The sequence below is a fragment of the Umezawaea sp. Da 62-37 genome (assembly GCF_032460545.1).
Lineage (GTDB): Bacteria > Actinomycetota > Actinomycetes > Mycobacteriales > Pseudonocardiaceae > Umezawaea.
Genome location: NZ_CP135965.1, coordinates 7,386,026 through 7,397,704 on the forward strand (window position 1 = coordinate 7,386,026; position 11,679 = coordinate 7,397,704).

Annotated in this window: 8 protein-coding genes; 5 read left to right on the forward strand and 3 right to left on the reverse strand. The window is 72.2% G+C overall.

Annotation, left to right across the window (positions count from 1 at the left end):
• Positions 1–55 precede the first annotated feature (55 nt).
• Positions 56–2,062, forward strand: a complete 2,007-nt coding sequence (locus RM788_RS34115) for a bifunctional copper resistance protein CopD/cytochrome c oxidase assembly protein (RefSeq protein ID WP_315922813.1) — start codon at positions 56–58, stop codon at positions 2,060–2,062.
• Here RM788_RS34115 and RM788_RS34120 read toward each other — a convergent pair.
• Genes RM788_RS34120 through RM788_RS34130 form a run of 3 tightly spaced genes read right to left on the reverse strand, consistent with a single transcriptional unit; the run spans position 2,059 to position 4,462 of the window.
• Entirely contained in the window at positions 2,059–2,883 is an 825-nt protein-coding gene (locus RM788_RS34120; RefSeq protein WP_315922815.1) for an ABC transporter permease, read from the reverse strand. The two genes, RM788_RS34115 and RM788_RS34120, sit on opposite strands and share 4 nt — an antisense overlap.
• Before the next feature lie 14 nt (positions 2,884–2,897).
• The gene (locus RM788_RS34125) at positions 2,898–3,836 is read right to left on the reverse strand and encodes an ATP-binding cassette domain-containing protein (RefSeq protein ID WP_315922817.1); all 939 of its coding nucleotides are present in this window, start codon (positions 3,834–3,836) and stop codon (positions 2,898–2,900) included.
• Positions 3,833–4,462: a TetR/AcrR family transcriptional regulator gene (locus RM788_RS34130; protein ID WP_315922818.1), complete on the reverse strand. Its 630-nt coding sequence runs from the start codon at positions 4,460–4,462 to the stop codon at positions 3,833–3,835. Before RM788_RS34130 ends, RM788_RS34125 begins: the two co-directional genes overlap by 4 nt.
• 220 nt (positions 4,463–4,682) lie before the next feature.
• Between RM788_RS34130 and RM788_RS34135 the strand changes: the two genes are divergently transcribed.
• The 4 genes from RM788_RS34135 (at position 4,683) to RM788_RS34150 (ending at position 11,674) form a co-directional block, all read left to right on the forward strand.
• Positions 4,683–5,135, forward strand: coding sequence for a single-stranded DNA-binding protein (locus tag RM788_RS34135; protein ID WP_315922820.1), 453 nt, complete (start codon positions 4,683–4,685; stop codon positions 5,133–5,135).
• A gap of 58 nt (positions 5,136–5,193) precedes the next feature.
• Entirely contained in the window at positions 5,194–5,451 is a 258-nt protein-coding gene (locus RM788_RS34140) for a DUF7218 family protein (protein ID WP_315922823.1), read from the forward strand.
• Positions 5,452–5,580: 129 nt separating this feature from the next.
• The gene (gene ettA, locus RM788_RS34145; protein WP_315922825.1) at positions 5,581–7,257 is read left to right on the forward strand and encodes an energy-dependent translational throttle protein EttA; all 1,677 of its coding nucleotides are present in this window, start codon (positions 5,581–5,583) and stop codon (positions 7,255–7,257) included.
• Positions 7,258–7,267: 10 nt separating this feature from the next.
• Positions 7,268–11,674: a hypothetical protein gene (locus tag RM788_RS34150; protein ID WP_315922827.1), complete on the forward strand. Its 4,407-nt coding sequence runs from the start codon at positions 7,268–7,270 to the stop codon at positions 11,672–11,674.
• The last annotated feature ends 5 nt before the right edge of the window (positions 11,675–11,679 follow it).

Genomic DNA, 11,679 nt, shown 5'->3' on the forward strand with positions numbered 1-11,679 from the left:
ATCACCGCCACTCGGGGGTTGGTCTCCGGGGTGACAGGCGGCCTAGGCTCGGGACGTGCCATCCGAAGCCCTCACCGACGTCGAGTCCCCGCCGAGCCCCCGCAGGCAGCGGACCGGTCTGGTGCCCCTGCTGGTGGTCGGGAGCGGGATCGCGGCGCTGCTCGCGGCCGGTCTGACGTCCGCGACGGGCAACGACCGGATCGGTCTGATCATCGTCCGGGTGCTCACCGAGTCGGCCGCGGTCGTGACCATCGGGTCGCTGCTGCTGGCCGCGTTCCTGGTGCGGCCGCAGGCTTCCGGGCTGCTGGCGGCCGACGGGTACGCGGCGCTGCGCACGGCGGGGTGGACGTCGCTGCTGTGGACGCTGGGAGCCGTGCTGGCCGTGCCGTTCACCGCGGCCGACGCGTTCGGGCAACCGGTGCTCGACCTGTTCAACCCCGCGGAACTGCTCCAGGTCGTCGGCCTGATCGAGCAGGCGCGCGCGTGGGTGATCACCGCGGTCATCGTGGCGCTGATCGCGCTGGGCACCACCCTGGTCCTGTCCTGGGGTTGGACGGCGGTGCTGTTCTTCCTGGCGCTGTTCGCCCTGGTGCCGGTGGCGGTCACCGGCCACTCCTCCGGCGGCGGCTCGCACGACATGGCCACCAACAGCCTGCTGTTCCACCTCGTCGCGGCCGCGGTGTGGGTGGGCGGGCTCATCGCGCTGCTCGCGCACGGCCGCCGACGCGGCTCGGACCTGGCGCTGGCCACGACCAGGTTCTCCGCGATCGCTCTGGTCTGCTGGATCGTGATGGCGGTCTCCGGCGTGGTCAACGCGCTGGTGCGGCTGCCGCTGCGCGACCTGTTCACCACGGACTACGGGCTGCTCGTCACGGCCAAGACGGCGGCTTTGCTGCTGCTGGGCGGAATCGGTTACCTGCAACGCGTCCGCGGTGTCCGCGACGTCGTGGAGAAGGGGTCCGGCAGGGCCCTGCTCCGGCTGGCGGGCGTCGAGGTCCTGCTGATGTTCATCACCCTCGGCCTGGCCGCCGGGCTGAGCCGCACACCGCCCCCGACCGACGGCAGGGCGCTGCCCAGCACGGTCGAGCTGCGCATCGGCTACGACCTCGCGGGCGCTCCGACGGCGTTCCGGCTGTTCTTCGACTGGCGGTTCGACCTGATCTTCGGCACGGTCTCCATCGCCCTCGCGGTGCTGTACCTGCTCGGCGTCCGCAGGCTGCGCAAGCGCGGCGACTCCTGGCCGGTCGGCCGCACGGTGGCCTGGGTGCTGGGCTGCGCCACCGTCCTGTTCGCCACCTCGTCGGGGGTCGGCCGGTACGCGCCCGCGATGTTCAGCGTGCACATGGAAGCGCACATGCTGCTGTCCATGCTGGCGCCGATCCTGCTGGTGCTCGGCGGGCCCGTGACGCTCGCGCTGCGCGCCCTGCCCACGGCGGGCGACGGGCCACCCGGACCGCGCGAGTGGCTGCTGGCGTTCGTGCAGTCGCCGGTCGCGAAGGTGCTGACCAACCCGTTCGTCGCGCTGTTCCTGTTCGTGGGGTCGTTCTACGGCCTGTACTTCTCCGGCCTGTTCGACAGCGCGCTGCCCAACCACTGGGCGCACCTGGCGATGAACGCCCACTTCATCCTGGTCGGCTACGTCTTCTACTGGCCGGTGATCGGCATCGACCCGGCGCCCAACCGGCTGCCCCCGCTGGGGCGCCTTGGCCTGCTGTTCGCGTCGATCCCGTTCCACGCGTTCTTCGGCATCGTGCTGATGAGCTCGCAGTCCGTCATCGGCGAGCTCTACTACCGCTCGATGGGCCTGCCGTGGGTGACCTCGCAGCTCGACGACCAGCGGCTCGGCGGCGGTATCGCGTGGGCGGCCGGTGAGGTGCCGCTGCTGGTCGTGATGGTGGCGCTGCTGGTGCAGTGGGCCAGGTCCGACAACCGCGACGCCCGCCGGCTGGACCGGCGGGCGGACGGTGACGGCGGCGCCGACCTGGCCGCCTACAACGCGATGCTGAGGAAGATGTCCGGCGGGAAGGCCGACAGCGCCGACAGCACCGACAAGGCCGACTAGAGCGGCTTGCGGAACCCCTTCACCGCGAGCGCCCCGCCGACGGCGGCGATGCCCAGGCTGATCGCGATCGCGGCCACCGCGCCGGTGACCGGCTGGTCGAGCGCGAGGCCGCGGGCCGCGTTCACGGCGTGCGTCAACGGGTTGACGTTGGCGATGGCCTGCAACCAGCCCGGCAGGCCGGTGACCGGCACGTACGCGCTGGAGGCGAACATCAGCGGGAAGATCGCCAGGAAGCCGACGGTCTGCATCAGCTCCGCGTTGCGCACCCAGGCCGCGATGGCCAGGAAGACCCAGCCGAGCCCCCAGCCGACGATCAGCGCGAGCGCCAGCGCGGCGGCCACCCCGAAGAACCCGCCCGCGGGGGAGAAGCCGAAGATCAGCACCGCGAACGCGATCATGACCAGCAGCTGGAACGCGCTGCGCACCAGGTCGGACAGGCTGCGCGCGATCAGCACCGAACTCGGCTGGATCGGCAGCGAGCGGAACCTGGCCAGCACGCCGTTCTTCATGTCGGTCACCAGCCCGACGCCCGCCTGGAGGGCGGACTGCATGGCCGTGTTCACCAGGATCGCGGGCATCAGGAAGTCGATGTAGGCGACGCCCTGCGGGAAGCCGGGCGTGTTGGCGATGCTGCTGAAGATCTGGCTGAACAGCGTCAGCATGATCAGCGGCTGGAGGACGCTGAAGATCACGATGCGGGGGTCGCTGACGACCGCGCGCAGGGATCTCTGCGTCAGCACGAGGATCTGGGTCCCGAAGCCGCTGCCGCGCCAGGCCTTGGCCTGCGCCTCGACGGGCGCGTGGGTGAGTGTGGTGGTCATGGGCCAACTCCTGTTCAGGCGGCCTGGTGGGCGGCGAGGGTGAGGTACACGTCGTCGAGGGTCGGTTCGCCGAGCGCCAGTTCACTGGCCTCCACGCCGACCTCGTCCAGCGCGCGCACCACGACGGCCAGTTCCCGCGAGGCGGTGACGGGTGCGGTGAGGGTGTTGTGCGCGGCGTCGAGCACGGGTTGCAGGCCCGCCTGCTCCAGCGAGCGCATGGCCGTGGGCACGTCGGCGGCGGACGCGAGGGTCACCGTGACGCTGCGCTGGCCGACCTGGGCCTTCAGCTCGGAGCTGGTGCCCGAGGCGACGACCCGGCCCGCGGACAGGACGGTGATCGAGTCGGCCAGCCGGTCGGCCTCGTCGAGGTACTGGGTGGTCAGCAGGACCGTGGTGCCGTCGGAGACCAGCTTCTCCACGATCTCCCACATGCTCAGCCTGCTCGACGGGTCGAGGCCGGTGGTCGGCTCGTCCAGGAAGATCACGTCGGGGCGGCCGACCAGGCCCGCGGCGAGGTCCAGCCGCCTGCGCATGCCGCCGGAGTAGGTGCGGGACAGCCGCTTGGCCGCGTCCGCGAGGTCGAAGACCTCCATCAGCTCAGCGGCCCTGGCGCGCGCCTCCCGCGGCGACGCGCCGAGCAGCCGGGCGATCAGGATGAGGTTGTCGGTGCCGGACAGCTGCTCGTCCACGGCGGCGAACTGGCCGGTCAGACCGATCCGGCTGCGCACGTCGTGGCCGTGGGTCGCCACGTCGAACCCGGCGACGCTCGCCGTGCCGGAGTCGTGCGGCAGCAGCGTCGTCAGGACGTTGACCAGCGTGGTCTTGCCCGCGCCGTTGTGGCCGAGCAGGCCGAGCACGGTGCCCCTGGGCACGGCGATGCTCACCCCGTCGAGGGCCTTCACGTCGCCGAACGCCTTGCCGACGTCCCGCGCCTCGATCATCAGGTCGTTCATTCGTCTTCCCCGCCTCGGATGGTGCCGTGCAGGAACAGCTCGACGAGCTGCTCCGGTTCCGCCATGCCCTCGCCGAACCCCTGCTGCTGCATGCGGTTGGTGAAGACGATCCCCATGAGGAGCCGGGCGGCCAGCGCGGGTTCGACCCGCAGCCGCTCGGCGTCCGGCTCGAACAGCCCGGCGATCCGCCCCATGACCTCCAACATCCCCTCGGGCGGGCCCTTGTGCTCCCGGCGGCGCTCCTCGCCGTCGTGCGGGTCGAAGCCGGTGTCCCGCAGCGCGCTCATCAGCGACCACATGCGGTCCAGGTAGCCGCTGACCGCCGCGACGCCGCCGACCAGCCGCCGTTCGATCGGGTCGGTCGCCGGGATCCGGTCGATCAGCCCGATCTCGGTGTCGGGCTCCATCGCGGTCTTGAGGGCGCGGCCGATGAGCTCCTGCTTGTCCTTGAAGGCCCGGAAGACCGTGCCCTCCGCGACGTCGGCCGCCTTGGCGATCTGGCTGGTGGTGACGTTCGCGCCGTGCACGAGCAGCAGCGGGATGGTGGCCTGGACGAGCGCGTCGCGGCGGTCTTCCAGGCTCATCGCCGGCGCTCGGCGACGACGGGGAGCGGCTTCCTCTGGCATGTCGCCAATGTATGAGTGAGTACTCACTCATGTCAAGGAGTGAGTACTCACTCATTTCAGGTGACGGATACCACACGGGTACGACGATCCGGTTTCCAAGATCACGACCTGTCCACAGGCGGGGTGGTTGTCCACAGATCGAGGACTCGTCCTTCCGTGCCGAACCAGCAGGTCGGAAGCTGGTCACGACGGTGGGAACGGGGAATTCGGAGGCAGGGCGATGGGTTGGAACGGAACGGCGATCACGGTCGTGGGCATCGTGGTCAGCGAGGTCACGCACAAGGAACTCGCGTCGGGGTTCAGCCGCGCCGCCTTCCGGGTGCTCTCGGTGGAGCGGCGCTACAACTCCGAGTCGGGTGGGTTCGTTGACGGCGACAAGCTGTTCCTGAACGTGACGTGCTGGCGACAACTCGCCGACGGGGTCGGCAGATCGCTGGTGAGGGGCGACTCGGTGATCGTCACCGGGAAGCTCCGCAACCGCGACTACGACCTGGACGGGGAGCGGCGGCACATCCCGGAGATCGAGGCGAGCGCCGTGGGGCCGAACCTGAGGTGGGCGAAGGTCGAGGTCGAGCACACCAGGCCCGTGGCGGCCGGGGTGCCGAGCCCGGACATCGTGGCGCCCCGCAAGGAGGACGAGCGGGCGCGGGAGGTGGTGGGAGTGCCGTCCTGACGGACGGCGGGTTGGCCGTGGGGCCGTTCGGGGTAACCCCCGCGCGGAGGTGGTGACGATGCCCAACCCGAGCATCAAGGACGAGGAGCTGTACCGGAAACTGCGCGACGAGGGTGCTTCCGCCGAGAAGGCGGCCCGGATCGCCAACGCGAGCGCGAGGGAGGGAAGGTCGGAGGTCGGCGCCAGGGGTGGCCGCGCCGCCGGTTACGAGGAGTGGACCGTGGAGGACCTGCGCGGACGGGCGTCGGAACTTGACATCGACGGCCGGTCGAACATGACCAAGGACGAGCTGGTCAAAGCACTGCGCGACCACTGATCACAAGCCCCGATCGGGGCGTGTGGCAGGCGTGGGTGACCCTCGGCCGAGTTAACTCTTCAGTGTCGAAAGACGCGCTGCTGGCAACCGCGGTTCTAGCCGGATCGGCGTCGCTCTACGATCGCGACCATGGCCGAGTTCATTTACACCATGAAGAAGGTGCGCAAGGCGCACGGGGACAAGGTCATCCTTGATGACGTCACGATCATGTTCCTCCCCGGTGCCAAGATCGGCGTCGTCGGCCCCAACGGGGCGGGCAAGTCGAGCGTCCTCAAGATCATGGCCGGTCTGGACGTGCCGGGTAACGGCGAGGCGTACCTGGCTCCCGGCTACACGGTGGGCATCCTCCAGCAGGAGCCCCCGCTGAACGAGGAGAAGACGGTCCTCGGCAACGTCGAGGAGGGCCTCGGCGAGATCAAGGTGAAGCTCGACCGCTACAACGAGATCGCCGAGAAGATGGCCACCGACTACTCCGACGAGCTGATGGAGGAGATGGGGTCGCTCCAGGAGGACCTCGACCACGCCAACGCGTGGGACATCGACTCCCAGCTTGACCAGGCGATGGACGCCCTCCGGTGCCCGCCGCCGGACGCGGACGTGACCAAGCTGTCCGGTGGTGAGCGCCGTCGGGTCGCGCTGTGCAAGCTGCTGCTGAGCAAGCCCGACCTGCTGCTGCTCGACGAGCCCACCAACCACCTGGACGCGGAGAGCGTCCTGTGGCTGGAACAGCACCTCGCCGGGTACGCGGGCGCCGTCCTCGCCGTCACGCACGACAGGTACTTCCTCGACAACCTCGCCGAGTGGATCCTCGAGATCGACCGCGGCAAGACCCACCCGTACGAGGGCAACTACTCGACCTACCTGGAGAAGAAGGCCGACCGGCTGGCCGTCTCCGGCAAGAAGGACCAGAAGCTCCAGAAGCGGCTGCGCGACGAGCTGGACTGGGTCCGGTCGGGCGCCAAGGCCCGCCAGGCCAAGTCCAAGGCCCGCCTCGACCGCTACGAGGAGATGGCCGCGGAGGCCGAGAAGACCCGCAAGCTCGACTTCGAGGAGATCCAGATCCCGCCGGGCCCGCGTCTGGGCAGCGTCGTGGTCGAGGTCAACGACCTGAAGAAGGGCTTCGGCGACCGCGTCCTCATCGACGACCTGACGTTCGACCTGCCGCGCAACGGCATCGTCGGCGTCATCGGCCCGAACGGCGTCGGCAAGACGACGCTGTTCAAGACCATCGTCGGTCTCGAGGACCCGGACTCGGGCAAGGTCAAGGTCGGCGAGACGGTCAAGCTGTCCTACGTCGACCAGAACCGCTCGGGCCTCGACCCGAAGAAGACCGTGTGGGAGACCGTCTCCGGCGGCCTCGACTACATCCACGTCGGCAACGTCGAGATGCCGTCGCGGGCGTACGTCAGCGCGTTCGGCTTCAAGGGGCCCGACCAGCAGAAGCCCGCGGGCGTGCTCTCCGGTGGCGAGCGCAACCGGCTGAACCTGGCCATGACCCTCCAGCAGGGCGGCAACCTGATCCTGCTGGACGAACCGACGAACGACCTGGACGTCGAGACCCTCGGCTCGATGGAGAACGCGCTGGAGCAGTTCCCCGGCTGCGCCGTCGTGATCTCGCACGACCGGTGGTTCCTGGACCGAGTGGCGACCCACATCCTGGCCTGGGAGGGCACGGAGGAGGACCCGTCCAAGTGGTACTGGTTCGAGGGCAACTTCGAGGGGTATGAGAAGAACAAGCTCACGCGCCTCGGCGCGGAAGCGGCCCGCCCCCACCGGGTCACCTACCGCAAGCTGACGAGGGACTGAGCCGGGACGCATGGCGGCGAGAGGCGAAGCGCAGGCGGACGTCGAGGTGAGCACGCTGGTCGTGCCCGCCTGGCGGCTGCGTTGGCGGGCACCGGAGCTGGCTCTGGTGCTCGGTGAGCGCGCGGTCGCGCTCGCCTCGACCCGCCGTGACGAGATCGACCGGTTGCGGGCGGAGTCGCTGGTGGTCTTCGCCAGCAACCGGATGGGCCGCGGTGTCCGCGTCGCCGACCGCGCGCTGGACGCGCTGAAGGCCGCGGAGAACGCGGGCGAGCAGGAGACGGCCTGGCGCCTGCGCGTCGAACTGGCCGCGTGCGCGACCGCCGTCGGAGCCCCGTTGACGGGCTTCGGCGCGGTCCGCCCGGTGCTGGCCGCGGAAGGCGTCCCGCCCGCCCTGCGCGCCGCCGCGCTCGTGCAGGCCAGCGACTGCCTCGTGACCATCGGCCGCGGTCCGCAGCTGGTGATGGCGCTGAGCGAGGCCGACCAGCTCTACGTGGCCGACGGTTCGCTCGACACCGACACCAGGCTGCTGCAACGGGGCCTGCTGCACGCCTCCGCCGCCGCGCAGCACCGCCGCTGGGGCGACCTGCAAGGCGCCACCGACGCGGCGGGCAAGGGCCTCGAACTCCTGGCCGAGCTGACCGACCCGTCGGTCGACAGCGGCCAGGTCCGGGGCAGGCTGACCCTGGAACTGGTCTGCGCGCTCATGGACTCCAACCGCTTCGGCGAGGCCTCCGAGATCGGCTCGCCGCTGCTCGACCTCCCCGTGCGGGCGCCGTCCGCCACGGACGTCGGCTGGCTGCGGCTGGCACTGGCGACCAGGGTCCACCTGCCCGCGGGCCGGGTGGACATCGCACGCGCGATGCTGCGCGACGCGGCCGACAGCGCCCAGCGCCACCAGTTGGACACCCTGCTGGCGGAAAGCCTGCTGGCGCTCGCCCACGTCCACGAGGTCTCCGGCGAGCTGTCCGAGGCCCTGACCGACCTGCGTTCGGCCCACGCGGCCGAACGCCGCCGGGCCCGCGCGGTCTACGCCGTGCGCGCCCGCCTGGCCGCCGAGTTCTCCGGGGCGCACCGCCACCCGGTAGGTCCGCACGAGCAGTTGGGCGGCCTCCTGCGGCCTGGCGACGGGCGCGCCGCCTCGGCGCAGGGCGCGATGCGCGGCAGCCAGCCTCCCGCCGACGCCGTGCTGGCCCCCGAGCTGAAGCAGCAGTTGCGCCAGTGGCGTCCGACGCAGACGCCGAGGACCGAGGCGCAACGCGCCAAGCGCACCCTCCGCGCGGCCGAGGACATGACCGTGGAAGGCATCTCGGCTGCCCGCGCCCACGCCGCCGACCGCTGGCGGCTGGTGCAGCCCTTCGGCGAGGTGGACCCGTCGGCCGAATCGGACGAGTCCGAGATCCCGACCGCCTCCGGTGGCCGCAGGCGTGCCGAGGACCGGCAGGCCTCACCGGACGCCACCGACACCGCCGCGACCCCGGCGGGTGACGAGGCGGTTCCGGCCGCCGGTCTCATCGCCGCCGCGGGCGCGATGCGCAGCGGTCGCCGCCGAGCCGCTCGGGAGGCCGCCGAGGAGGAAGCACCGGCCGTGCTGGCCCCGCAGGCGGAACCGGTGGAGGCCCAGTCGCCCTCCGAGCCCGGTTACGAGCCGGACCAGGAGGTCGTGAACGTCCTGGAGACCCTGGAAGCCGCGGGCCTGCTGGACAAGCGCCGCAGCGGAGGCCGCAGGCGGGCGCCAGACGCCGAGGACGACACCGCCCAGGACACCCCGACGGACGAGGACCCTGCCGCCCGGTGGCCCGAGCAGCCCGCCGCGGAGGCGCAGATCCCCAAGTGGCGGGTCGAACCGCCGCAGCGCCCGCGTCCCGCCGAGGAGCCTCCGCAACCGCCTCCGGCGAACCTGTTCGACGCCCCCACGATGGTGCAGCCCGCCGTCGGTGCCGACGGCCTCCCCGTCGTCCGACCGAACACCGGCCTGGGCGCCGCCCTCGTCAAGGGCCCGGTGATCCCACCGGCCCGCAGCCCGCAGTCCCCCCAGGAACAACCCCGCCACCCCGGCGCGGGCCTGGAACCCCCACGCCCGCCGGAGCCCCCGCGCTCCGCCGCCCCGAACGCCCCCGGCGCCCCGCTCACCCGTGGCTCCGACACCGAGTTCCCACCCAGGCTCGACGGCTCGACCCCCGTGGGCTCGCACGGCAACCCGGCTCCCGGTGCCCACTCCCCGGACGCCCTGCCCGAGTCGGCCCGCTGGTCCAACCGCAACTCCGCCACCGGCGCCAACACCCCACCCGGCTTCCCCACCTCCGGCCCAGCCCCCGCGGACCGGCCCGCAGGCCCCTCCGCCAACCCGCACACCCCCGGCCACCCCGCCGGGCCCGGCACCCCGTGGCCCGACGGCACCTTCGGCGCCCAACCACCCCAGGGCTTCGCCGGTTCGCCGGGTGCCGGCCCCGCCGGGTCCGGTCCGGAGTCGGGTCAGTGGCCGAACGGTGCTTCGGCCACTGGGCCGTCCCGTGGTTCGGATTCGGCCGCGCGGACCGATGGTGGGTTCGGCGGGCAGGGGCCCGCCGGGTCGCCGGGTGGCCAGGGCAGGTCCGGCAGCGAATCCGGTCAGTGGCCGAGCGGTGCTCCGGACGCGGGCGTGCCTCGGGCTCCGGCCACCGGTGCCGGTTCCGATGTCGCCCCGTGGGCTGACGGCGGTGTGGGCGGGCAGTCGCCACGAGGTTTCGCCGCAGCGGGCGGTGACGAGTCCGGTCGCTGGTCGGATGACGAGTCGTCCCGTGGCCCGGCTTCGGGTGCCGCCTCCTGGGCGGATGGCGGTTTCGGCGCGCAGGTGCCGCATGGACATCCCGGCTCACCCGGTTCCGGACCGGCCGGGCCCGGTTCCGACATCGGCTCGTGGGCCGACAACGGTTTCGGCGCGCAGTCGCCCCAGGGCGCTCCCGGCTCACCGAGCGGTGCTTCCGGTACGGAGTCCGGTCGCTGGTCGGACGGTGACCCCGGCGCGGGGGCGTCCCGCGGAGACGCGGGATCGGCCGGTGCCGAGTCCGACCGGTGGGGTGACGACGCTTCCGGGTCGCGGCCCGGTGCCGCCGAACCGGCTCGTGGCCCCGACAGCCCGCCGACGCGGGCGCCCGGTGGCATTCCGGGGTCCGAGTCCGTGCGGTGGACCAACCGGCCCTCGGCCCCGGAGTCGTCGCTCGGCCCCGCGGGCATCCCGCCCGGTCTGTGGACCGACGGGATCGTGAGCGTGGACGTGTTCGGGGCCGGGCTGTCCGACGGCGGGCCGGGTTCCGAGTCCGCGCGGTGGCTCAACCGCGCCTCGGCCGCCGAACCGCCGCGCGGCAACCCCGACGCGGGCATGCCCCGGCGATCCGACAACGACCCCGGACCCGCCAAGCAGGAGAACACGCCCCCGCGCGCTCCCGGTGCGCCATTCCCGCCCGGCTTCGGCGGTTCGTCCGGCGTGTGGCCGGGTCCCGACACCAACCGCCCGTCCGGCGCGGCGAACGGCCACGCGGAGATCGTCGGACCGGACGCGCCTGCGGGTACCGGCGGTCCGGACACCGACCCCGCTCCGCGCTCCGACCACGGGACCGGCGTCAGCCACCAGGCGAACCAAGTCGATCAGACGGACCAAGCGTTCGGCGTCGACTCGCCCGGCCGTTCCGGACCCGGGTCCGCCGGATCGTCGGACGGCATCAGGGCGTCCATGCCCGAACCGGACTACGGCACCGAGCCGCCGCGCCCGCCCGACCCGGTCACCCCGACCCCGATCCGCGAACCCGAGCCGGAACCCGACCATGTGCCGTCCGTCCCGGATCCCGACGACATCCCGGACATCCCCATCCCGGACCCGATTCCCCGGCCGCCGACGAGCAGCGGGTTCGACCTCGGGCGGTCGCGGTTCCTCAGTTCCGCGGACGTCGAGGACGACCTGCCCGACATGCCCGGACCGCCCCGGACCGTCCCGGCAGGGGAGCCGGAACCGACACCCGAGGAGCCGGTGGACCCGTTCGTCACCGCGGTCGTGGTGGGCGACCGGACCATCGAGGTCCCCAGCGCGGCCCGCGCGTCGCGCAGGCACAAGAGTGATCTCAGTCTCGCCGAACTGTTGACCGAGGCCCTGGTCGCCTACGAGACCGGGCGGCGCTCGGACCCCGAGGCCGACCAGACGGCGGGCGAGGAGATCGCGGACTGGATCTCGTCCTCCGGGACGCCCGCCGAGCCGATCTCGCCCGACCGGCTGGAGCGGGCGGGCCACCGCGCCGCCGAGCCCGGCCGCGAGCCGACGGACTCGGAGAAGACCACGTACCTGACCCCGGTGCGCGACGTCGAGTCGACCGGCCCGATCCACGAGGGCGGGCCGGACGACGAGTCGGGGCCGCCCTACGACCGGTGGACGCTTCCCGAATCATGAGAATG

Coding starts and splice junctions, on each gene's coding strand:
- RM788_RS34120 (WP_315922815.1), bottom strand. CDS start 2,883: ATGACCACCACACTCACCCACGCGCCCGTCGAGGCGCAGGCCAAGGCC.
- RM788_RS34125 (WP_315922817.1), bottom strand. CDS start 3,836: ATGAACGACCTGATGATCGAGGCGCGGGACGTCGGCAAGGCGTTCGGC.
- RM788_RS34130 (WP_315922818.1), bottom strand. CDS start 4,462: ATGCCAGAGGAAGCCGCTCCCCGTCGTCGCCGAGCGCCGGCGATGAGC.
- RM788_RS34135 (WP_315922820.1), top strand. CDS start 4,683: ATGGGTTGGAACGGAACGGCGATCACGGTCGTGGGCATCGTGGTCAGC.
- RM788_RS34140 (WP_315922823.1), top strand. CDS start 5,194: ATGCCCAACCCGAGCATCAAGGACGAGGAGCTGTACCGGAAACTGCGC.
- ettA (WP_315922825.1), top strand. CDS start 5,581: ATGGCCGAGTTCATTTACACCATGAAGAAGGTGCGCAAGGCGCACGGG.
- RM788_RS34150 (WP_315922827.1), top strand. CDS start 7,268: ATGGCGGCGAGAGGCGAAGCGCAGGCGGACGTCGAGGTGAGCACGCTG.